This window comes from Butyricimonas sp. RTP31003st1_G1_RTP31003_210430, assembly GCF_040920905.1.
Lineage (GTDB): Bacteria > Bacteroidota > Bacteroidia > Bacteroidales > Marinifilaceae > Butyricimonas > Butyricimonas paravirosa.
On sequence record NZ_JBCOSQ010000012.1, the window covers coordinates 33,931 to 58,075 of the forward strand.

A 24,145-nucleotide genomic window follows, 5' to 3' on the forward strand; every position below is an offset into this window, starting at 1 on the left:
AAAAAGGCAACCCCCATGCGGAAGATTGCCTTTATAAATATACAAAAACAAGAGACTATTTTAATAACTTGTCTTTAATGATTTGCTCGTATTTTTCGGGCATAGCCCCGGTTTCAATGATCGGCTTGCCTCCCACCGGAATAAAAAACAATGTCGGTAATGCCACCACGTTAAACATACTGCACAACTCTTTCTCCTTATCGGCATTAACCTTTAAAAATATAACCTGATCTTTATACTTCTCAGCCATCTTTTCCAACTCCGGAATCAAACGCATACAAGGACCACACCAAGTTGCCCAAAAATCAATCACAACAGGTTTATCTCCCTTGAACACGAACTCTTTATCTTTACGATAATCGTAAATATGCTCCAGAAAATATTCACGGGTAATTGGATTTAATTTTCCGGGGACAACTGTTGACGTTACATTTTCTACCACGTCATCTTTTACTTCTGCCAGATCAAAAGGTTGAAAATACACTTTCTGTTTTTGAAAGTCAATCGAAATAATTCCATTTTTCAGAATACCGGTCCCCAACACAGAATGAAGTAATTCTTTGTTTTCGGACACTACCACACCGTTAAACTGTTCTTTTACGAAATAAAGAGAATTGACAGTTCTAGTTACAGTTGCCGTTTCTGCCGTTTTATAACCATTCATAATCGTAGCATCTCCCCCATTACCGCCATCAAGTCTGGCAAAATCTTCTGCCTTCATGGAAATCATATTATCGTTCCACGTGTCAAACAATAACGAATAAGTTTTACCTTCAATTGTCATCGGACAAGTAATCACAGAACCCGGTAGGATTTTAATATCCGCACGATGATCCAACTTCATGTAAGAGGGACGGTAAGGTATGGACGTGGTTATCTTTTTACGCTTACTATCAATTGTCAATACCACGTTACGAAATAAGGCGCCCCCAACAACACCCGCAACTCCCAGCTTTCGTAAATAAGGCTCGTCTTCCAGCACGAAAGCGGAAACACCATTGCCAAACACGTTATTTCCAAATGCCATCGTACTAATTAATACGCTTTTAGTTACCGGGACATTTTTATATAGAAATTTACTATACTTGAATTCTCCCGGAATACTGGGATCTATTTTCAATTTCTCCAGATATTCCGGTAGAACGGCCGTATGTCCAGCCAAATCCAGCACAAAACTAGCAACTTCACCGTTTACTGCCATCTCCAGAATTATTTTTCCATCAACTTCCCGGTAATCCTTGACCTCCGTAGCAGTATTCTTTATCTGTGCCTCTGTCATACATGATAACAGACAAAATAATAATAACATCAATATTTTCATGTGCAATAAATTTACATCCATTTAAAATCTCTTGATCTCAACCTTTTTTTCTTTCCCTTCTTTTAGGACTATGATATAAGCCGTATCCTCCTGTATTGCATCAAGAATTGCATCTACCTCCAACTGACTTTGTGCAACATCGGCCAGATTTTTACCATTAATATTCACGACCTCATCGCCGAAAGCCAGCTCGTCTTTTAAACTATCCCAAACCGTCGTTACCTCGAAATGACCTTTTACCGGTAATATTCCCACGTTCCACGTTTTGGGAGCCCCTCCGGCATCAACGATTGCCTCATCATACGGGAAAAAGTAGAATCGATTCCGCATATAATCAATGACCACCTTACCATATTGCAGTATATCAACACCCACAATGCTCATTCCCATATTAATCGTGATACTCCCCACATTTACAAACTTCTTGTCCAAGAAATTCATTTCGTCCACCACCACTTTATCAATCTCTACCGGTTGACCAACCCCACTAATTCCTACCATGTTTACCCCTATCGCCTCCGCAACTTTCGTGTTTCTCACCTGATCTTTCAAAACCTCATAATCCGAGGAAGAGAGTAACAATAAATCCGATGCTCCAGTATCAAACAGCACTCGTCTTGCCACTCCCCCAAAGTCCACATCGACGATGGAATGATCCTCCTTTCCGGGGAACATTTGAACGCCCTCCGTAATTTTTAAACCAGCCGGACGGTAAGGATAATTAATCACCATGATCTTTTCGCGCGCATCAAAGGTAATAACCGATTGAGCAAAAGCATCGCCCCCCAGGATTCCCGCTACTCCAAGTTCTTTGAAAAATCCGGTCATGGGGAATATCATTGTCTCCAAACGAGATAATTTATAATTCGGACTCAATTCCACGTTTTGTAAGATCCCGGTCTGGAAATTAGTTCCAGCCCGGTTTATATCAGAAACACTTGTCGAAGTCCCCGTGCTCAATGCTTTCATATCAACAGCAATATCTCGCATAGTTCCCGTTTTCCCCCCGGTATCCACAATATACTTCACTTTCAAGCCATTCACAATAACAGGAATGATAATTTTTCCTTCAACAAACTCGTACCGGATCGTGTCACAAACCCGGCGAGATGACTGTTGACAGAAAACACTTATCTGTGACAACGTTAATATGCTAACAAGTAGTACAATTACTTTCATGTTACTCTTTTTGATAAACAATTACTTTCTCTCCCTGCTTGGTTTGCACGGTTAATCTTGTCTTTTTCTTCCCTTTTAACTCGGGTATCCCATTAACAATACTCTCACAAAAATCATACATTCTGACGGGTTTACCATTAATACGTGTTACTTTATCCCCGACCTCGACAACACCTTTCATAGCACTCCAAACCGTAGAAATAATCAATTCCCCATCTTTTACCCGAAGAGCCACGTTATAATGCTTACTTGAAAGATCGTTTACTGCTTCATTTGCCTCAAAATAGAAACGGGCACGAGGATAATCCAGTGTCACTTTACCGTAATCCAAAAGTTTAACACCTAATAAGGTAAAAGGTGGGGTTGAGGTTTCCGATGTCACGTTTTGGAATTTAGTTCCTCCAACCGACAAAACGGGTAAACAAACACGATGGGAAATGTCCGCCTCTGCCATTCCAGCAACCCCGATCGAGCCTTCCCCGTAACCTTCTGATAATACTTGAAAAGCTCCGGTTGTTTTCAATGTCTCGTAATCCGAAACTTTTAATGAAAAGAAACTAGGGCATCCCGTATCAAAAAGGGCTGTTATATTATTTCCCGCACCAGCTTGTAACAAAATTATCGGCATCCCGGATTTGGTAAAAGGGAGCATTTTGCGCAACGAGACGGTTGAAGGATTTTCCGCAGAAGTTATCGTGATCGTTTTATTCTTCCCATCAATTTCCACAATCGTTCGAACCAACAAATCACTACCGATCAATCCATCCGTGTGAAAACATTCAAAAGGGGAAGGTTTTGCCAATTTCATTGCCGACACATGCTTGAAATTGATCTTCTGATCAGGAGTCATCAAACTCTCGATCGACACCAATGGATAAGCAGCTTTTTTACTATTCACATCCGTAACGACCAAAGAATCAACAACTGTTAATCCCAATTCTTCACAAATTTCTCCTGTCAACGCTGTACGCCCTCCCGTATCAAAAATGAATGAACGAGAAGTCCCATTCATAACCAGATCCACGATCATTTTGCCCCCGACCATCCGGTAAGGAAGCACAGTTTTGTATTTCTGTGCCCCCACCTGGAAAGTCATTACACAAAATAACAAGATAGTTATTACTTTATAATACATTTTCATATCCAATTACTTTGCCATTTTATCTGCCATCATCACGGCTTGATAAGCATTCAAAATACCACCAGACAGACACAAATCTTCGAATAGGAATAAATCCTGAGTTTGTTTACCATCCACTTCTATTCCCTTCTCAACTTCGACCCCTTTTCTGGAAGTTACTGTTTGTAACAAAATATCACGAATCTGAGAACCGGTCAAGGTTGGATAATAAGCCTTTAGCAAGGCTGCCACCCCGGCAACAGAGGCTGATGCAAGTCCTACCCCCGTGGCCACTTGATATGTATCTCCCGTGTACGCAGAATACACGGAAATCCCAGGTGCGAATAAGTCCAATTCCTTGGCACCATAGTTTGAATTCATAGACGGATTACCATTTTTATCGGAAGAAGCAACCACCATCAAATTCGTCAATTCCTTGTTTCCAGCCATCCAGCGATTGGGGAAAAAGGTTTGTTTTGCGAGATCCCTTGACAACTCCCACACGGGAACAATCACCAGCACCCCCTTACTTTCCGCATACTGCAAAGCCTCAATCATCCATTTTTTCTGGCCTTCCGGATATAACGTATTTTGCTGCGGTAGCACGATCACGGCAGCCTTGTGATCAACTGCATAGCGAATCGCCAACGCCATATCCTTCAAATAAGGTTCGCCACTAGCCGCACTTACCCGTAAAGCCATGATTTCGGCTTGATCCATGATTCCGTCACCTCCTAAACCATTACCTCTCTTGGCCCCGACAATTCCGGCTTGCATGGTTCCGGTCGCCGCATCAGAAGTCAGTAAAACATTATTCCCGTACTTATTATCATTTATATCTAAATAATTATCACCAACAATCTCTTTACGGCCATCACTTCCCATGCTCTTCAGACTTTGCGCGTAAGATACCTTTGCCCGTTCAACTTGTCCTCCAGTAGCATACAAGTTATAGATCGTTTCCCATTTATCTGTTTTCATAATAGAGAAACCATACGCCATAAGCGTAAAAGCAACTTCACTCAAAGAATCACGAGGAGCCAAGGGATCATAGCACGTTTGAAATTCTTTCAAAGTCAATTCCTGTCCAGGAAATCTGGTCTTCATTTGCTTGTCAAATTTCAGAGCATAATCTCTTAACACATATGCCAATCCAATACCGCCATAATTACCAGCCAAAGGTGACTCCATCATAACTTGAAAACGGAAATATTTATATTCCTCCATGTCTGCCGGAGCAGGAACCACCGTTAATTTATCCTCAATCACTTTACAGTAATTTTGCCCGTCAAAAATATAGTCTGCATATTTATCTTTTAAACGAAGAAATTCCCGTTCTCCCTCTCGCATCAGTTTCTCCATCACTTTACCATCTTTTCCCCCAATAAAATTCCAACCATTTATATCATCCACCAACCCATTCTTATCATCATCTTTACCGTTAGTCTTTTCTTTTGGGTTAAACCAGATAGCCTGTTTCAAATCTTCATGCTCTACATCCAAACCTGTTCCGATAAGAGCAACAATAGGCCTTTTTTTTAGTTTTTTGTCTTTCAAAAACTCGTAAGCTTTGTTAACTTCCGCCCCATACACACCATCCTTGTCAAAAGAACAATTATACCAATCTAAATCCGACTGCTTTTTCTGTGCTTGATTATTTTGTTTAATTAATTGCGCACTCGCCATGCAGGCAGACAATCCCATCACGAGTAATAAAAAATATTTTTTCATCATTTACAGTTTATATTATTATACAATACGATCAAAATGTACCACCTCAGAGAACTGATTCTAAAATTATTTTCCCCGAGCTTTCAATATTTCCTCTTTCACCCTCTCTCCCCGTAATCCACGAGCGATAAAACGTCCCTCCTTATCAATCAGCACAATGAAAGGAATACCGTAAAAACCATAAGCTTTCTGTATCGTGTTCGGGGCATCACCGATTGTGAATCCCTCCTTGTTCCATAGCATAACCCAAGGTAATTTTTCAACATCAAGCATATTACGCCAGTCCTTTTCCCGCTTGTCAAGAGAAACACTGATAAACACGAGATCATCACCTTTTAACTCGTTATAAATAGGCAACAAACTCTTCATCTCTTGTCGACACGGCCCACACCATGACGCCCAAAAATCAACAAGCACGAATTTTCCCCGAAAATCACTCAAACGAACCTCTTTTCCTTCCGGATCAACATAGGTAAAGTCATGCGCTTTCGCTCCGATAGCCAAATTTTTTAAACTATCTAAACGCTGTCCCAACCATTTTCCAGAATAAGTTGTCTTAGCTTCCTCGGACATACAATCCCACAAAAATTTATTCGGTTCATACACTGGAATATTTGCCAAGTAAGCCAAAGCACTATACATCGACATCTCCAATTTTCCCTTTACTTCAGGAGAAATTGTTTTTTTTCGATCTACTTTTTCTTTAGGTAACCATTCTGCTAGTTCATAATACTTGTCTATACCAGTAAAACTAATCGAGCTATTATCAACATTTTTATTATCATAGAACCCTTTTATCGTCACCTCCTCGTTAGTCAGATATATTGGCTGTCTTGTCTCCCCGACATAGAGTACATATACATCCGGGGTAATCTCCTTACATTCCGTTTGAAAAGCTTGATTGTTTTCTACTTGCATGGTTAAAATTCTCTCCCCAAAAATTGTTTCCAATCTTATTTCTGTTGGTTCCAACACGCGTAATTTCCCTGACAATTTTAATCCAGCTTGGGCAAAAGCGATCACATTTGTTACTAAAAGTAACAAAATAGTCCATTTGATTTTCAACATAATCTCCTAATTTGATATTGACAAAGAACTATCCGTTTTTTATTGCCGGATAGTTCTTTGTACATTTTATTGTGCAATATCTGGACCTTTCGCAATAGCCTCCAAATCTATATTATATTTTTCCTTCATATAATCAACAACTTGTTGACGCGTCTCAGCTAGCAATGTGTATGTTGAAGCAAATTGACTTTCAAATTCTTCCCTCGTATAATACATGCACATCTGAACATAGGCAATAAAACATTTTTCCGGATTCATTTCAGTCACTTTATATATAGGACTCAAATTAAAACCACTAAATCCCATCTTACCAGGAAATCCTCTCATCATATAATAATTCGGATCATCTTTATAAGCATCAGCATATTGAATTGCCGTTTTATAATCAAAGTTATCCCCAAATCCCGTCGGCATCTCGATGCCTCCATTTTCAATTGCCTTCCGAAAAGTAACTTGCATAAACTCCCCACGCATTTTCCAACATTCTTTTGCCGTTGTCGGAGGTGCTATCGGAGATGTTATCGGAGGAGTTCCTAATCCTGTTGAAATTTCTTGTATGCCTCCCCAACTAATAGCCCAATAATCCAGCCCCTCAAATGAAATATTCACATTGGATTTCGCCGGATATCCAGGAATAAATTCAGTACGGGCAGATAAATCGTAAGCTAAATATATATAAGGAGGTAATGCTTTCTGGATCACATCCCTGTTTAAATAAGTAAATATATGCTTTTGCATAAATGCAATTGCCTCTTCCGCTTGTGTATCATTCAAATCCGATCCCGTATAATTCGATTGGAATCCTCCACCTCCCGTACCTCCTGTCCAAGAACGATTAAAATCATCCTCTGCATAATTTTTATAAATTAAATAGATTCCAAATTCATCCAATATATCCTGAGCCTCTTCATCCCAACTATTACTACCTTGAGGAAATTCAAACCGAGATTCAAGTACCCGATCGCCAGGTGTCAACGCATCCTCATCATAACATGAAGTAAATAACATGCACCCCACGACACTATATAATAATTTTTTTAAAACCATAATATTCATCTTTATTATAAACTACCTTGGATTTGCTAACTTGTTTTGTACTAATTTTTTATTCAGATCCATCACGGCCTGTGGAATAGGTAATGTATAGGAAGGATCATTTTCCTCCAATGTATAACGTTTTACGAATTTTCCATTATCCCACCACTCACGTGAAAAAGAAGGCATCCCGTAACGACGTAAATCAAACCAACGATGTCCCTCAAAACATAATTCCAACCGACGCTCTTGACGAATCAAGGTTACTAGTTCTTCCCCAGTAACACTCTGAATATCATCATAATCAGCAAAACGATTACGTCTTAGTTCATTCAATGCCCACAATGCTGTCGTTTCATCATCATCTTTTGCAGCCGCTTCTGCAAGATTCAAATAAGCTTCTGATAATCGAAATGATAATCCAAAGTAAGTTCCATTAATTGGCACATGAGTGGAACTAATTCCCATTTTACCATAAGGCAGATATCGACTTTGATCCTCATATTCTTTCACGATATAGCGTTCTTTTCTCAAATCTCCAGCAAGATAACCATTCAATAATTCTTTTGAAGCGTTGAATTTCCTCCGAAATTGAGTCTTCTCGGAATCTGTAGATTGACTTTGCACATAAATCGTCATATATGTCAGAAAGTCATCCGTGCTTCCATAGCACCAAATGTTTTCCGGACAATCCATTGAAACAAAATTATAATAAGGTTCTTTTGCAGTAGGAGCTTTAAGAGAATTCAAATCCAATAAAGAAAAATTCCAGTCTTTAATTACCTTATTCGCATACACTGCTGCCTCTTTCCAATTCTCCATATATAATAGTACACGTGACTTTAATAATTGTACCATCGGTAAACTCGTCCGATAATCACGTTTGTAACGCATCTCTTCCGGCAAAGATTCATAAAGACGTTCCGACTCATTCAAATCACTCATAATCAAATCATAGACCACCTCAACGGTATTTCGTGGCAACTCCTTTACCTCCATTGCACTTGTTGTCTTAAGAGGAACACCTAATGCTTTCTTATTATAATTATATGGTTCACCCCAAAGATTTACCAGATGAAAATAGTAGAAAGCTCGTAATGCATAAGCTTGAGCTTTAACGATCGCTTTCTCGTCGTAAGTGCCATCTACATCATCAATATAATCTAAAGCGGCATTAGCCCCGCGGATTCTTATATACAGACCTTTCCAAGTATTATTATTCGTGTAAAGGCCAACATTATCCATTGTAACAAACATATCAGGTTGCCATGAATATAACGCTTGATAAGCAGTAAACTTACTCGCATCATTCAACCCCGTACCTCCCACAAAATCAGTACAAGTTATATCATCGTCAAACATTGGCAACAAAGCAAACACAGCTTTTCCATCCGTAGATCTCGGATAAGCCTCTCCTAACAACATCTCATTCAATGATGTCGCATTTTCCGGCACAAATTCGGTCTGCGAACTGGGCTCTAAAAAACTATCACAGGAGATGCATCCCAATACAATCAATACATAAATTATTATATATTTCCTCATCTTGCTATTATTTAAAATCCAACATTAACTCCAAACGAATATACTTTCGGCATCACGCTATCCCCCAATTCCGGATCAAATCCGTTAAAACGCTTACTTGCTATCACGAAAAGATTATTCACACTCGCATTTAATGACAAACTTTTCAATCCTACACGTCCACATACTGCTGGATCCATATTCCATGTCAGTGTTAATTGACGACAACGAAAGAAAGAAGCATTTACCACCCGGACATCTGATTGAGCCCAAGCCTCAATCCAATTAGGATTCGATCCATCAGGTGTTTCTATATTATAACGAGCAGAAGTTACCAAAGCAGGAATATCTGTATATTTTTCATCTCCAGGTTTTTGCCAACGTTTCAACAAATCCCGACTTAAATTCACATCCGGCTCCGGAATGCGAACAGAAGAGGGGAAATTAGCATAAGGAGATGGTAATCGTTTTTTAGAACCAATCAGCAAGGCAAAACTAGATGATAAGTTAAACGATTTATAGCGTAATCCCAAATTAATCCCTCCTGTGAAATCCGGTTCACTTGTTCCAGAATACACCAAAAAAGTTGTCGGATCAATCTCCGGATCAGCCCCACCTTCTGGCATATCTAGCAAATTAAATAGAGGTCGTCCATCCTCACTACTTAGTCCAGCAAATGAATATGACCAAAAACCACCTAACGGATAGCCTTTTTTCAATATTTTATCACTCGCTCCCCCCAAGAAATTATTCAGTTTTGCATTAAACTCTGATTCTCCGGTTTCATTCCAGTTCTTAGAAGAATTCAGTGAAACATTAAATACCCAATCTTCTGTTTTTACTGGAGTAAAACTAACTGTAAATTCGACTCCACGATTATGTACAATACCCCCATTCAAATTTGTAGTCGTCGTTCCGTATTCAAAAGGTAGTGTATTGGAAACGATCGCATTAGAACGCCTCGTGTAATAATCAAACGCAACACTAAACATTTTAAATAGTTCCAGATCAACACCTATATCCCAAGAACGAGTCCGTTCCCAAGAAAGATGTGGATTAGGAATAGAAGATATAGTGGTATAATATTGATTATATAAATCAGCAACCCCCATTTGGTGTAACAATAAATCCGGACTCAAGCTTGTCAACGCATTTCCTTGAATACCATAAGTAACATTTATATTTAACGCAGAAAGCCAAGGTACATATTCTCTCATAAAATCTTCTTCTGTTACATGCCAAGCTAAACCAAATGAATAGGTCGGATCAAAACGATTATTGGCATCCTGTCCGAAACGATTAGAAGCATCATTACGAATGGTAACATTAGCAATATATCGATTCTTTAATGAATAAGCAAAAGTTCCGAAAAAAGACAAAAAATTATCTGTTTTCGTCTCCTTTTTCCATCTTCCTTTATAAATATTTCTCAAAATACCCCAACCTGTCGAAGTATTTGAAATTGGCACAAGTTCATCCGGAGGAGTCGGTTGTATAGCAACGCCTCCCCGGTCCGGAGCATACCCCCACACGGTATTAGAATTGTTAGAAAACCGAGTTGATCGCAACTCCATAGCAACCATAATATTCAAACGATTATCCGGATTAAAGGATTTTGATACCAACAACTTATTTTGAATATTATACGAACTTTGCAAAGCATCTGACGTAAACAATTCACCACCAAATGGTAACATTGCAGACTTAAACTCAGGGCTATCTGCATCAACCGTATTATAATCGTATCCTCGATAATTTTCAGCAATTCCAAAAGTTTTTTCCGTACGATAAGATTCATTATTTTTATTATCTCTTGTATATCCCCCCGTAAATTGATACTTCAACCAATCTGTAATATCCCACGAAAAATCTAATGTAGCATTAAAGCGAGATGTCTCGACGGAAGAACCACTATTATCACGTTCATTAATAAAATTATAACCTAAATCCGTCACATTATTATTTAACAGATATGAAGCACTCTTTCTATAAAACAACAAATCTCCATTCTCATCATAAGCAGGTAGTGCCCTAGAAGTAGTTGTCGCATAAGACATCGGATTCACATTTTGTCCAAAACCCTTCGTTTTAGATGTAACAGCATTGATCGTAACATTGGTTCGAATATTCTTCCGGAGTTGAGCATTCACTGCAACTCTCCCCGTCAATCGCTCTTGCGAGTTTCCGATTTCCTGTCCTAAAGAACTACTATAACCAGCAGAAACATTATAAGTAACTTTTTCCGTTCCTCCGGATATACTCAAATTATGGTTATGACTAACAGCCGAACGAGTCAACAGCTTAAACCAATCTGTATTAACAGTCTCCAATTGCTCTTTACGATCAAAAAATTCATCTTGAGAAAGCTCTCCAGCTATATACATTTTCATGATTCCTTCATACGTGTGATACTGCTTGACAGGCTCATTCAAGTATATCGCTTTATTTGCAAAGGCATCTTCTGAAAACTGAATTCGTTCCTTAGAATTCATCAAATTAAACATTCCATAATTAGGACGTGTATTAATACTCAAATTCCCAGTATAGTTAATTGTCAAACGATCCGATTTCCCCTTTTTCGTAGTAACAACAATTACACCATTCGAAGCTTTTGAACCGTAGACAGCAGTTGCTGAGGCATCTTTTAACACCGTTATTGTTTCTATATCTTGTGGATTCAACCACGAAATCTGACTACCAATGATATTAGAGAGATCCTCTGTCATATAAGTTGTTGCATTTATCTGAATAGGATCTTCTTGAATAATACCATCAACCACCCACAATGGATCTTGATTTCCCAAAATCGTTGACGTTCCTCTAATTTTTATCTTAGGACTTGCTCCAATTCGAGAACTTGTGTTTATCACCATCATTCCCGCAACTTGTCCCTGCAACATCTGGTCAATTGACGAATAAGCAGGCATCATAATATCAGATGCTTTAACCGTAGAATATGAACCTACCATATCCCTTCGATTGATAGATTGATAACCTGTTACGACAACCTCCTCCATCTCTAGGGCATCCTCTTCTAAAATAATATCAAGTTCTTTTTGGCCAACCCATTTCACTTCCTTTGTCTTCATCCCAACAAATGAAAATACCAACACGATATTATCATGTTTTGTCGTATTAAAAGTAAATTTTCCGTCAATACCAGTAGCAACTCCAACTGTCGTTCCTTTTTCAATAATGGTCACTCCCGGCAACGGTTCTCCACTTTTATCTTTCACCACTCCTTTAATTACAACCATTTTGTCTTCTGGCTTTTCATCTTTTACCCGAATAATGACCAAACGACCATTGATCTCATACATCAATTTTGTATTCGCCAAGCAAATATCCAGCACCTCTTTCAAATCCGCTTGCTTTACATTCACGTTTACAGAAGAAATCTGATCCACGTCTTCAATTGAATACAAGAAAGTATATTCTCCTTTCTGTTCAATCAACTTGAATACATTTTCCAACTTCCCACCTGTCATCGAAATATCATATTTCGCCGTCTGGGAATACGCCCCTGCCATACTCTGCAGGACACACACCAAAAGTAATAATACAGTCACTTTCATTTTTAACAAACTAATTTGCAACTTTCTTCCATCAAGAAAGTCAAATTCTCGTTTTTTTTTCATAGTTTTGTTTAATTCTTAAAGGTTAAACTCTATTGTTAGCTTGTTGGAGCAATCTAACAATCATGAAACTTTATACAGGGAAGTGTTGGAGCACTTTCCTGTTTTTTATCTAGCACTCACTATAATTTTCTGTTCATCTACAATAAAACTTACTTTTCCTGTTTTTTCCAGCATCTTCAATGTTTCGGATATATCTGAATATCGCTCCACGATTCCGGAGAATAATATATCTTTTACACTACTTTGTTCATAAAATACCGTCACGTTATACCAACGAGACACATCATCCAGAATTGTCTCTAAACGTTCCCGCCGAAACACGAATTTTCCTTTGGTCCAAGCACTATAAGCAACCGCATCAACTTCCCGCACATCAAGTTTGTTTTCCCCAACCAATAAATCCGCTTGCTGATTCGGAGAAAGTTCAACACGTTGAGAGGAAGTCTTCACCTCAATCTTGCCACTTATTAATGTCGCAGTAGAACGATTATCTGCCGCAAAAGACCTTAAATTAAAGGAGGTTCCCAAGACTTTCACTTCCATACCATTTATCTCCACGATAAAAGGTTTATTCTCATCTCGCTTTACCTCAAAATAACCTTCACCCTCCAAACGCACCCGCCGTTCCTTTCCCACGAAAGCAATCGGATAAGTCAGTTTAGTCCCTGCATTCAGACACACCTTAGTACCATCGGCTAATGTCACTTGGAATTCTCCTCCATTAGGAATTTCCAACACGTTAAGTCGTTCTTCCTTCACGGCAGATTCCGTTTGATAAACTAACGACTTATCCACCTGTTCTATTTTCCCGGAAAGACTATCTTCAACAATCACCGTGTTATTGTCAGCTAAGACGACTTGTTTACCATTATCTAAATACAATATAGCCTTTTGTGTCCCCGGTGTAATTCGAGCCACTTTTTTGTCTCCCTGCACAGAATCCTTGTTATCCGACATTTGAAAAACGAACCATCCCGCAACCACCAATACAATTACGGATGCCGCATATCCCATCCATCGCAATGACAATCGACGTCTCTGTGGGGCTATCTGTTTTTCGATTACGTTCCACACCTGTTCCCGATGAATACTCCGATATTCAGCATAACTCCGACTTAATGAACTTCCTTTTGCTAATTCATCGAATATCTGCCGATTAAAATCAGATTCTTCCAACCAAACAAGTAATTCATTCTTCTCCTGCTCGGTAAGTTCCCCGATTTTATCCTTATAGATCAATTCCGCTATTCGAATATATTTTTTAGTCATATCTTCTATTTATATTCCTAAAACAACTGAAATAAAAAAGCGGGTAGTGAAAAACGAAAAAAAATCGATCTTTTTTAGTATGATTTTCTAAATAAGAAACAGAAGATAAAATTGATCTTTCAATTTATCCCGTAATAGCTTGTAAGCGTTCTTTTTATGAAATTTTACCGTATTCAGGGAAACCTGCAACTCATCTGCAATTTCCTGATTATCCATCCCCTCGAGATTTAGCAGGCATACCTTTCTGCAATGTTCCGGCAAAGAATCAATAGCTGTAAAAATTAATCGACGTGTTTCTTCTTCTATTACTGACCTCATATAATAAAGCTCTGCATCTTCATCTCGAAGGATTTCATTCATATAATGTTGCTCAATCTTACGATGTTTCAGTACATTCAACGCTTTATTACGTACGGTAGAATATAAATACGCCTTCACGGAAAGTTCGTCTGGAAACTCTAACCTGTTTTCCCACAGAGCAAGGAAAGCATCCTGTACAAGAGATTCACTCTCTTCTCGCTCTCCCAAATAACGATCAGCAAAAAGAACCAAGGAATTAAAATATTGATCGAACACTTGCTTGAAATCAAGCCGTGTACCATTAGTTAATGTAAAACAATAATTCCTGTTCATACCTATCATCCATCTCTATGAATGGCAAATATGCGAATAAAAATTGAATTATCCCTCATGTCACTTGACGAAACAAAAATATGATACCAAAGGAACGAGTCATTAACCACAACTTTTCCTTTGGTATCAAAATAATGTTCATTTTTCAAAAATGCTACATGGGTTTCTGTTCCGCCTTAGAATTATGTTCCAATTCAGCACGAGGAATCGGGAAACACAATTGATCATCGCTTTGGAAATTCGGATTCATGTCTTTCAATTTCCGGTGGCCACCCTCATTATATCTTACCGTCAAATAAAAGATTCCACCATTCTCCATTCCCAATTCCCGAACATTCTCCCGGAAAACTTCTTCCAACACCTCTGTCAGAGAAGAGTAATTCGTCTCATCAAATAACGTATTACCCGACCGTTCCCGCAGAACATTCAACACATCAATACAATCCTTTATCGATGCATTTGTCCGGGCCATTGCCTCCGCTTTTATCAGGTACATCTGGGCAACCCTCATATAATACATCGGACAATCGCCACTCGTGATATAATGTTTTTTCCACACCAATGTTTTCTTAGCCAGCGTTCCGTTACCGATCATGACAGAATCAAAGGTAACCGCATAACGTTTATCCTCCGGTGTCAAGATTTCTAAAAACGTTTCACTTGGCTTATAAGTTCCACCCCCGAATAATTTCAACAGACTCCCCACATTAGCCATCATTGTAGGCACACTCTTCAAATGCCTTGTAAACATTAATTCTTTCGAATTATACCCGTTCGTGAAAATATCCCCATACGTAGCCTCCAAACCAAATTCACTACTACCAATCACCTCATCAGCCAACCGGATCGCCTCGTCATAATCCCCCTCGGCACCCCGATTCATCAATAAATCAGCCTTGAAAGCCTTTGCTGTTGTTGCACAACCACGGTATCTGGAATAAAATTCCGGTCCATACTTGATGGCATAATCCAAATCCTCGAAAATTTTCTCGTAACTCTCTTTCACAGAGCTACGCCCTTGATTATTATTTGAAAGAGCGGAAGGTTCCAACCGGATGATCGGCCCGTAATCACTATTTGTATCCCAGAAATAACCATATCTCCGAAGTAAAAAAGCGTGAGCAAAAGCCCGAGTAAACTTTGCTTCCGCCAACATCTCTGTTTTCCGGTTCTGCCCGAACTTACTTTCAGATAATTTTTCCACGTTATAAATAAAATTATTTGCGGCATTCACCATTTTATAAACAAGTTGCCAGGGAGCAGAAACGTACCCATCCTCATCGTTCATCTCGAATTCCAACAATTGGTTCAACTCAAATGCCGTACGATAAGTACTATCCAACAACCCCGTACGATACTCGTTATCACTAATATAGTAAGCACTCATCGTTCCGTATGACGTCAAATAAGAGTAAATTCCATTTAATGCTACCTCTGCCGAGGATTCATTCGTGATTGCATTTTCCCCCACTAAATTATGAGGGGGTAACTCCTTCTCAAACATACTGTCACATCCCGTTGCCAAGACACAAAGCAGAAATATCCAACTATATATAAATCTATTCATAACTAAATCATTTAACAGTTAATTTTAATCCAAAATTAAACGTACGTGTTCTCGGGTAAGCATCCGAATCTATGGCTGCCCCCTGAATAGTATTACTACTATATGACTCCGGAGAAGGACCTGGATAAGAAGTAAACGTACACACATTATTTGCCGAAACAAAAACACTGACATTTCCAAAAATCTTCGTTTTGCTCACAATGGATTCCGGCAATTTATACTCCAGATTTATATTTTGAATTTTAAGGAAAGAAGCATCATGCACAGAAAAATCTGTAAAGTCCGTATTCAAGAAGTCAATTCTCACACATGGATAATTGCTCGTCGGATTTTCCGGAGTCCAACGTTTTAGAGCAACATCCAACACGTTTAGCGTACCGGCTGAAGAAAAAGTAAATTGATTTGCTTCCGCCAGCCAAGCCTTTTGCGCCCCGTAACTAAATGTTCCCTGTACGCTTAATGTCAATCCTTTCCACCTCAAACGAGTATTAAAACCTCCTTCAAAATCCGGACGGGAACATCCCAAAACAACCTTATCATCCATATTACCGTAATCCCTATTCACCCGGCCATCACCATTCTGGTCCACAAATTTCAAATCACCCGGTATCGTCTTCCGGTAAGAATACTTCTCTTGATACATATAATCCGGATTCAACGATTCGTAATAATCAACTTCTTCCTGCGAACGGAAAACACCATCTGTCTCGTAACCATAAATCAACCCCAACGATTTACCCTCTTGGATAACAGTATTTCCCAATGAAGTAGAACCCGGTGAAGAAACGAACTCCGCGTCAAGTCCAGTGATCTTGTTCTTATTCTTTCCGATATTAAAACCGAAAGACCAGTCCCAATCTTTGTTCTGAATAATTGCGGCTGAAATATCGAACTCAACTCCTTTATTCTCGATATTGGCAAAATTCACTGTTGTTGAAGTCATTCCCGTACTTAACGCCATGGTAAACGGGTACAACAATCCTTCCGTTTTCTTCACGTAAAATCCTAACGAACCTCGTATTCTCTGATTCCTCAAAAAACCGAAATCCAATCCCAAATCATATTGCTCTGTCGCCTCCCACTTCAACTCATCGTTACCAATCTGGCTGGGAACCATCGCTGGCATTCCTTGATAATCAGTAGAAGAATATAACGTTCTCCAACCATATTCACCCACGAATCCATTACCAGACTTACCCCATCCAGCTCGTATTTTCAAAAACGACAACCAATCAATTCCCTTCATGAAATTTTCTTCAGAAACAATCCATGCCGCAGCAAAAGAGGGGAATGTACCCCACCGATAAGCAGGAGCAAACCTTGAAGAACCATCCGACCGAAGGGTTCCGGTAAATAAATATCGATCCATAAATTTATACTCAACCCTTCCCACAAAAGACAACAATTTCGAACCACTGGCACTTCCACTCAACATTCCATACTGATACGGGTTCGTTCCCTGCCAAATAGCATTCTGCACGTTATCATCCGCAAAATCAGACATGGCCAATGAATAAGATTCCGAATCCTCCTCATTATAGTTGCTCGCTAACACGGCTGACAAGCGATGTTTTTCGCCAAAACTCTTCACGTAAGACAAACGCACCTCAAGCTCCTTACTCGTTGTCTTACTATGCCTTTTCACTCCTAATCCTTTCTGATCGCTCCAATTAAAACTCCCCTCTTCCGTCTGACTGGATGCATATGAGTATCCTTCCCCTTTCCGTGTTTGGTAGGTATATTGTGTCATCAAAGTCAACTCCGGCAATATCTTAAATTCCAAATTTCCCGTGAGGCGGATGTTATTACCCTCCGTCCGATTTGTATTTTCTTCCATCTCGACAATCGGATTCCCCACGTAATACGTCTGTCCATACCAAGTGTACGAATGGATATAATAAGACCCGTCCTCATTATAAGGTTCAAGATCAGGCCTAGCCTCTGCCGCAATCGACAAGCTACCGTTATTACTCAGACGATCGGTAATCGTCCCCGCCACTTTCACGGTAGCACTTATCCACGGGTTTATATCCGTATCGAAACCGACATCATACGTGTATCTCTCAAACTCCGTTCCTTTCACCTGTCCTAACTCGTTCGTGTACCCCAAAGAGGCATTATACCCGAACAACTCTCCACCCCCGCGAATGGAAACCTTATGTTGTTGCCGGGAACCATCCCGCATAATATAATCCATCCAAGGAGTATCCGCATCTCCCCAAAAACTCGGATCAGCAAACTTCTTGTATGTCGACCATTGCGTAACATCCTCATATCCGGCCGCCTTGGCAGAGTTGCTGGCCGCCTCCAAGACTAACATTTTAAATTCATCCGTTGATAATGTATTAATATCCGACACCAGACTGGTCATACTATAATCAAAGCTGTAATTAATAACGGGCTTTTGATTACGCCGCCCCGCTTTTGTCGTGATCATGATAACCCCGGCAGCAGCCCTTGACCCGTAAATTGCGGCAGAAGAAGCACCTTTCAAAACATCGATACTCTGAATATCATCTGGGTTCAATTCATTAATATCAAAATCACTAGTCATGGGAACATTATCCACCACGATTAAAGGAGACGTTGCCCCACTCAAAGAGGGAACACCCCGAATCTCCAAACGAGCCGGACTACCGGGAGCCCCACTTCCCGCCAATATACTTAAGCCTGAAATTTGTCCTTGCATCATGGTCGCCACGTTCGTTGCCGTTGATTCTTCAATCACCCGGGTATCAAAACTAGCCACGGCACCCGTTAAATCTTTCTTTGTAGAGGTTCCGTAACCAATCACCACCACTTCGTCCATCTCACTCATCTCATCTTCCAACATGACATTTAACTCGGATTGCCCCGTCCATTTCACCTCTTTAGTTTTCATTCCAACAAATGAAAAAAGCAAAGTTGCTGTATCCTGTTTAACAAGATTCAATGAAAAATTCCCGTCTATCCCGGTTGCCGTACCCACACTTGTTCCTTTAATAATAACTGTCACCCCGGGTAAAACACTACCTTTAGAATCTTTCACGACACCTTTAATAATCACGCTTTCCTTCTTTTCCGGTTCTACTCCAGCCTTTTTTAATGAAATCAAGATCGTCTGATCCTCAATTGCATATTGCAGAGAAGTATTCCGCAAACACAATTCTAAAACCTCTTTTACCGAACTTCCATCAACCTTCAGACTAACATTCTTTACCCCTTGCACATCTTGCTTGTTATACAAAATGTAATAACCGGATTGCACTTGCAATTCTTTTAACACCTGTTCCAGAGATACCCCTTGAACGTCCATCTTGATTTGTTTCTGACTATAAGCAGGTATTGCAAACGTAATAACAGGCAACAATACCATAAGTACCACAAATTTCATCACTAACATTTTTTTTCTACTCCATCGCCATAAATGGAAAATTAATTCATCTTTTTTCATATATTTGTTTAGTTATTATTTAATACTCGCATCAAACGCCAATCCGAGGCGAGTTTAAAAATTACAGCAGCCTGATAAGTCCTCGACAAACTTATCGGGCTTCTTTTATCACGATTCTCTTATTTTCAATGACATAATCTATATTTTGAGTTTTTTTCAGCATATCCAATATTTTCGAAATATTCTCATATTTACGAATTACCCCGTAAAACACTGATTTTCTCAATTTCGGAGATTCGATAACAATGTCCACATCATACCAACGTGCCAGCTTACGCATCATCGTCTCCATATTTTCATCATCAAACACGAAAAGTTTTTCCTTCCAACCGACAAAATTTGCCACGTTTACCTCATACATCTCCATCTTCCCTGTCAACGTATCCAATTGCACTTGATACCCAGGCTCCATTACGATCGCCCCACCTGTCTCTCTTTCTGAGTTTACCTGCACCCGGCCGTTCACCAATGTCGTCTGTATGGCTGGCTCATCTCGATAAGCCATTATATTGAACGATGTTCCTAACACCTGCACGTCCATTCCCTTACAATGTACCTCAAACATTTTTCCCGTACGTGCCACCTCAAAATAAGCCTCTCCCTCTAGATACACTTCCCTTTTATCCCCAGAAAACGTTATCGGGTAACGTAAACGGGTCTGGGAATTCAACCACACTCGGGTCCCGTCAGCCAAGGTCAAACGATATTCCCCGCCCCGGGGAATAATAATGGTATTAAATTTCAACGAATCCGAGATCGCCCCCTGCACCCCCTCATAAGAAAGTACATTAGAATCATTCTTCAGCATTATACCTTCAATCTGTAAAGATTCAATTCCTCTGGCAGAACTTAAATCAACCCTTCGTCCATCAGCCATTTCCAATATGGCACATTCCTGCCCCGGCAAAATATCAGCCGTAGTAGGATTCTTAAATTCAACACCACTTTGCTCTCTCAACAACAACACACTACCAATAACCAAGGGGAGAATCAAAATAGCCGCAATTCTTCTCGACCAACGAATCACACGCGTACGTTTTCCTTCTCTCCGAATAGAAGGTAACATCCGCTCCCGTATCGTATCCAGAGAATAATTCTTGTATTCATCCAAACGTTTTACGACATACTCCCGATCAACCATCCGTTCATAGAATTCCCGATGCGCCCCGCTTTCCGCGATCCAGTCCTCCAAAGCTTTTTCTTCTTCCGGCCGAATCTCGCCCTGCAAACGAGCCACAATCCATGAGGCTACTTTCATATTCTTTTCATCCAGCATACATTCAATTTCTTTCACACAAGAAACGACTGGCCGGACAAAAAGAATGACAAGAAATACGTTTTTTTTGAAAAAATCAGATAAAAAAATCTGTCATCCCGAACATCACTAAAATAGTCCCTATCCCGAAACGCCGTTTCAACACGGACATTGCTCTTTGTTTTTGCGTCTTAACAGTATGAATGGATACAGATAACGTGTCTGCAATTTCCTGATTACTCAATCCTTCCAACCCCAATTTAAAAACACGGGCGCACTCTGTTGGTAGTTCTTCAATGGCTCGATAAAGTTGTCCCAACATCTCCTCTTCTATCATCTTTTCATCCAGAAAATCTTCACTAAGTTCCCGAACAATATCGGCCTCATACTTATGAACCACCTGTTCATGCTTTAATAGATCCAAACATTTATTTCGGGCCGTTTGATACAAGAAAACTCGAATAGGAAGTAATTGAACAAAATTTTTACGTCGTTCCCACAAACGAACAAAACTCTCTTGAACTATATCTTCAGCAAATGTGTCGTTCTTCAATATAGAATTACAGTAAAAATAAAGTGATTTCCCATAAGTATCCAACAAAAAAGCAAAAGCATTTTCGTCACTCTCCCGCAATCTCTTTACCAGATACTCCGGTTCCTCTCGAAATCTTTTATTTTGTACATTCAGATTCATTCGCACCGTATAATTCAACTTCCATACACGATGACAAATATGCGAATAAAAATTGAATTATTTCAATATCAAGGGAACACGTTTCCGACAAATCACTCCTCTTGAAGTTATTCCTTCCACGATAACAGAATATTTTCCGTACGTATCTGCCGTGTAGAAAGACAATTTAGCCGGGGCATCTTTACTGATCTTGACAACCGGTTGCCAGTAAATTGTCGAGCGTTCGTCATAACGATTATCCCGACGCACGGAATCAATCTCGTATTTAGGCACGTAGAATTCGTCCGGAATCTGGTACCCCATAATTTTAAAAGGTAACACATTGGGACGTCCAAAATCCTTCGGTGTCCACCCCGGTTCCGCAGAGATAATTAATACTCCGTTAGCACCCCGATCGCCAAAAAAGATTTTACCTTGCATCTGATCCAGCAAAGATATATTCCGCAAAGCACCTACCGGAATCAAACGAATCTGATCCATCGTTTCTTCAAAATCATTTACCAAAACATACAATTTCCGTCCGAATTGCTTGAAACAATCTTCCCCATCATCATCTTTTTCAAAAGTCACACCGGGCAGCTGTTGCACGATCCAAGTTATATCCAAGGCTGAATTTTCAGCAATACGGGCCGAATCCAACTGATAATTAGCGATATTATCGTAAAAAGAATAACTCTTTTTCTGTTTCCGACGGGACACGAGTACTTCGTCTAGCACGTACACCTTCTCCCCATTCTCGTAATAATAATCCTGCCCAAACTTCTTATAAAAATCATCCTCTTTTTTCTTCGTTTCCAACGTGTTAGGCAACTTATAATGCGGAGGTAAAAATTCATCCTGATCTATATTCACGGTTACACCCCGACGTCCTTTTGCACTCAATGCCTGAACCAAGAATGAAGTACTGTCATGGAAAGCCAAGCCATCAATTAAAAAATTCCCGGTCTCATCCGTTTCCGCCATCCGACATAACCCATAATTGGAAAGCAATACGATATTAGCTCCCTTCGACTTCTTTCCCCAGAAATTATTCACTCTCCCGGAAATCACCTGCCCGATCTCCAACGGGTATTTCAAATCATCAAACTCCCCCCTAGCCAACTTGGATACGTCAAAACGAGTCCACCCGTGTGTCATCATCACCAAATCCAAATTATCCGCAATCTCCGGTGTCGTATCATTGAAATAATAAGCCGGGTTATCAATGTATCCCTTCAAATCCGAAGTCAACAATAAATTGGATAAAATATTGTCCTCCAAAGAATCCTGCACCACTTTTTGATCATCTGTCACAGATATTGAAAACGATCCATCTAACACGCCTTTATATGCCTCTTCAAAATCAATCTCCATTTCCACTAATTCTCTGGCAATATACGTCGGCTTATCTGTCGTAATTTTCAACTCTGGACGCTGGTTGCGTTTCACGAAGAATAATCGTTGACTATACACGTTTCCCGCGGAGTCAAGTAACACAATATGCGAGATCCCTTCCGGCAAAATATTCAAATTCACACTTCCCCTTTGCAAACCATTTACCCGATTCATCCCGACAACGATACCCCGACAATGCACTACCGTGTACAATTCCTCCGGCAATATAGCATTCTCTCCTTTGATCACCCGATAACTCAAAATTGAATCCTTCCGGCTAACCGAAAGTCCCCATCCTGTCTCCGAAACTTCGGGCAAATCAAATCGTTTTTCTACCCCTTCCTCCGTCTTCATCACGGCATAAAACTTCTTTCCCGGATTCACGGGCAAACGGAATTTTCCCATTCCGTCATGCTGAGTATGAACCGTAGCAATCACTATCGAATCTTGATACACATCTCCCGAGGCCTCCACGGCTCTCCCGTCAGCCCCGATAGCCTTAAACGCCACTTGCTGAAAATTCCCCGATAACAAATTTCCTCCTTCCGGGAAAAACTGCACGTCAAAATCCTTTAATTGTGAGGGGATATAAATATAGCGTTTAAACGGGAAAGGTTGTCCATCCCGAAATTCCACTTCGATTGTTTTCATCGTGGTATCAATCCTCACTTCAAACTTCCCGTCTTTATCCGTCCGGGCCGGTTTCACCGAATACTGATCCTTCTTCACCCCGGCTATATAAGTTACCGACGTCCGGCTATATGGTTCTCCCTGCCCGTCTGACAAACGAATCGTTGCCGTGTAATTATTCTCCCGGTTCTTCGTGTATGTCACGTCTGTCCATACCCTTGAATCTTTCGGGTTAATCACCCGGATCTTCTTTTTGAAAAAATAATCCCCCCCTCCATTCTGCATATAATACGTAAAAGCCCGCAAAGAATAGTCCCCTTGCTGCAAATCCTTGGGGATTTCGATCTGCCCGAAAAAACAAGAATCCCGTTCAGCAACTTTCACCCGCTGAATCACGGAATCCCGTCGATCGATCAAATCGACATAAATATAGTGACTATAAACCATGGGAAACACCGCTGCCGCATGTACTTGGTAAGCCCGAAACCACAACTTATCTCCCACCGTGTACACGCTTTTATCCGTGTGCAGGTACACTTTTTCCTGTTGCAACTCCCGGATCTGTGCCGTAAAATTAGTGATCAACTTCTTTTCAAAAGGAGAAAACTCGTTAAAAGCATATCCCAACAAAATAATACCCAAAAGAACGATCACTTTTTTCATAGGACAAACGA

At 40.0% G+C, this 24,145-nt stretch carries 15 protein-coding genes; all 15 read right to left on the reverse strand.

The genetic code is table 11. The features are described 5' to 3' along the window. Nucleotides 1–55: 55 nt before the first annotated feature. Nucleotides 56–1,321 carry a thioredoxin family protein gene (locus tag AB5542_RS05510; RefSeq protein ID WP_279040571.1) on the reverse strand — a complete coding sequence of 422 codons (1,266 nt, stop codon included), beginning with the start codon at nucleotides 1,319–1,321 and terminating at the stop codon, nucleotides 56–58. A gap of 21 nt (nucleotides 1,322–1,342) precedes the next feature. Continuing rightward, nucleotides 1,343–2,515: a hypothetical protein gene (locus tag AB5542_RS05515; RefSeq protein WP_407712175.1), complete on the reverse strand. Its 1,173-nt coding sequence runs from the start codon at nucleotides 2,513–2,515 to the stop codon at nucleotides 1,343–1,345. Continuing rightward, on the reverse strand, nucleotides 2,502–3,641 hold the full coding sequence (locus AB5542_RS05520; protein WP_087420822.1) for a hypothetical protein: 1,140 nt from the start codon (nucleotides 3,639–3,641) through the stop codon (nucleotides 2,502–2,504). Before AB5542_RS05520 ends, AB5542_RS05515 begins: the two co-directional genes overlap by 14 nt. Nucleotides 3,642–3,647: 6 nt before the next feature. Continuing rightward, entirely contained in the window at nucleotides 3,648–5,351 is a 1,704-nt protein-coding gene (locus tag AB5542_RS05525; protein WP_279040573.1) for a S8 family serine peptidase, read from the reverse strand. A gap of 66 nt (nucleotides 5,352–5,417) precedes the next feature. Beyond that, complete coding sequence (locus AB5542_RS05530; protein WP_279040574.1) at nucleotides 5,418–6,419, reverse strand: TlpA family protein disulfide reductase; 1,002 nt, start codon at nucleotides 6,417–6,419, stop codon at nucleotides 5,418–5,420. A 66-nt stretch (nucleotides 6,420–6,485) separates the two neighbouring features. Continuing rightward, the gene (locus AB5542_RS05535; protein ID WP_279040576.1) at nucleotides 6,486–7,466 is read right to left on the reverse strand and encodes a hypothetical protein; all 981 of its coding nucleotides are present in this window, start codon (nucleotides 7,464–7,466) and stop codon (nucleotides 6,486–6,488) included. A gap of 21 nt (nucleotides 7,467–7,487) precedes the next feature. Next, nucleotides 7,488–8,999, reverse strand: coding sequence for a RagB/SusD family nutrient uptake outer membrane protein (locus AB5542_RS05540; protein ID WP_288215125.1), 1,512 nt, complete (start codon nucleotides 8,997–8,999; stop codon nucleotides 7,488–7,490). A gap of 11 nt (nucleotides 9,000–9,010) precedes the next feature. Next, nucleotides 9,011–12,508 carry a SusC/RagA family TonB-linked outer membrane protein gene (locus tag AB5542_RS05545; RefSeq protein WP_410518827.1) on the reverse strand — a complete coding sequence of 1,166 codons (3,498 nt, stop codon included), beginning with the start codon at nucleotides 12,506–12,508 and terminating at the stop codon, nucleotides 9,011–9,013. Nucleotides 12,509–12,721: 213 nt separating this feature from the next. Next, a complete protein-coding gene (locus AB5542_RS05550) occupies nucleotides 12,722–13,885 on the reverse strand; it encodes a FecR family protein (protein WP_087420817.1) in 1,164 nt (387 codons plus the stop codon). Between the two features lie 87 nt (nucleotides 13,886–13,972). Next, a complete protein-coding gene (locus AB5542_RS05555; RefSeq protein WP_087421288.1) occupies nucleotides 13,973–14,518 on the reverse strand; it encodes an RNA polymerase sigma-70 factor in 546 nt (181 codons plus the stop codon). Between the two features lie 154 nt (nucleotides 14,519–14,672). After that, nucleotides 14,673–16,085, reverse strand: coding sequence for a RagB/SusD family nutrient uptake outer membrane protein (locus AB5542_RS05560; protein ID WP_279040107.1), 1,413 nt, complete (start codon nucleotides 16,083–16,085; stop codon nucleotides 14,673–14,675). Nucleotides 16,086–16,092: 7 nt separating this feature from the next. Further along, nucleotides 16,093–19,458 (reverse strand): TonB-dependent receptor, encoded by a 3,366-nt coding sequence (locus AB5542_RS05565; RefSeq protein WP_279040105.1) that lies wholly within the window; start codon nucleotides 19,456–19,458, stop codon nucleotides 16,093–16,095. Nucleotides 19,459–19,609: 151 nt separating this feature from the next. After that, nucleotides 19,610–20,812, reverse strand: coding sequence for a FecR family protein (locus AB5542_RS05570; protein ID WP_279040103.1), 1,203 nt, complete (start codon nucleotides 20,810–20,812; stop codon nucleotides 19,610–19,612). Between the two features lie 58 nt (nucleotides 20,813–20,870). Next, on the reverse strand, nucleotides 20,871–21,467 hold the full coding sequence (locus AB5542_RS05575) for an RNA polymerase sigma factor (protein WP_279040102.1): 597 nt from the start codon (nucleotides 21,465–21,467) through the stop codon (nucleotides 20,871–20,873). A 57-nt stretch (nucleotides 21,468–21,524) separates the two neighbouring features. Further along, nucleotides 21,525–24,134, reverse strand: a complete 2,610-nt coding sequence (locus tag AB5542_RS05580; RefSeq protein ID WP_279040101.1) for a hypothetical protein — start codon at nucleotides 24,132–24,134, stop codon at nucleotides 21,525–21,527. Nucleotides 24,135–24,145: the final 11 nt, after the last annotated feature.

Excerpts from the sequence above, each read along its gene's own strand:
- AB5542_RS05510 (WP_279040571.1), bottom strand. The coding sequence starts at position 1,321 with ATGAAAATATTGATGTTATTATTATTTTGTCTGTTATCATGTATGACA.
- AB5542_RS05520 (WP_087420822.1), bottom strand. The coding sequence starts at position 3,641 with ATGAAAATGTATTATAAAGTAATAACTATCTTGTTATTTTGTGTAATG.
- AB5542_RS05525 (WP_279040573.1), bottom strand. The coding sequence starts at position 5,351 with ATGAAAAAATATTTTTTATTACTCGTGATGGGATTGTCTGCCTGCATG.
- AB5542_RS05530 (WP_279040574.1), bottom strand. The coding sequence starts at position 6,419 with ATGTTGAAAATCAAATGGACTATTTTGTTACTTTTAGTAACAAATGTG.
- AB5542_RS05535 (WP_279040576.1), bottom strand. The coding sequence starts at position 7,466 with ATGGTTTTAAAAAAATTATTATATAGTGTCGTGGGGTGCATGTTATTT.
- AB5542_RS05540 (WP_288215125.1), bottom strand. The coding sequence starts at position 8,999 with ATGAGGAAATATATAATAATTTATGTATTGATTGTATTGGGATGCATC.
- AB5542_RS05545 (WP_410518827.1), bottom strand. The coding sequence starts at position 12,508 with ATGGCAGGGGCGTATTCCCAGACGGCGAAATATGATATTTCGATGACA.
- AB5542_RS05550 (WP_087420817.1), bottom strand. The coding sequence starts at position 13,885 with ATGACTAAAAAATATATTCGAATAGCGGAATTGATCTATAAGGATAAA.
- AB5542_RS05555 (WP_087421288.1), bottom strand. The coding sequence starts at position 14,518 with ATGAACAGGAATTATTGTTTTACATTAACTAATGGTACACGGCTTGAT.
- AB5542_RS05560 (WP_279040107.1), bottom strand. The coding sequence starts at position 16,085 with ATGAATAGATTTATATATAGTTGGATATTTCTGCTTTGTGTCTTGGCA.
- AB5542_RS05565 (WP_279040105.1), bottom strand. The coding sequence starts at position 19,458 with ATGAAATTTGTGGTACTTATGGTATTGTTGCCTGTTATTACGTTTGCA.
- AB5542_RS05575 (WP_279040102.1), bottom strand. The coding sequence starts at position 21,467 with ATGAATCTGAATGTACAAAATAAAAGATTTCGAGAGGAACCGGAGTAT.
- AB5542_RS05580 (WP_279040101.1), bottom strand. The coding sequence starts at position 24,134 with ATGAAAAAAGTGATCGTTCTTTTGGGTATTATTTTGTTGGGATATGCT.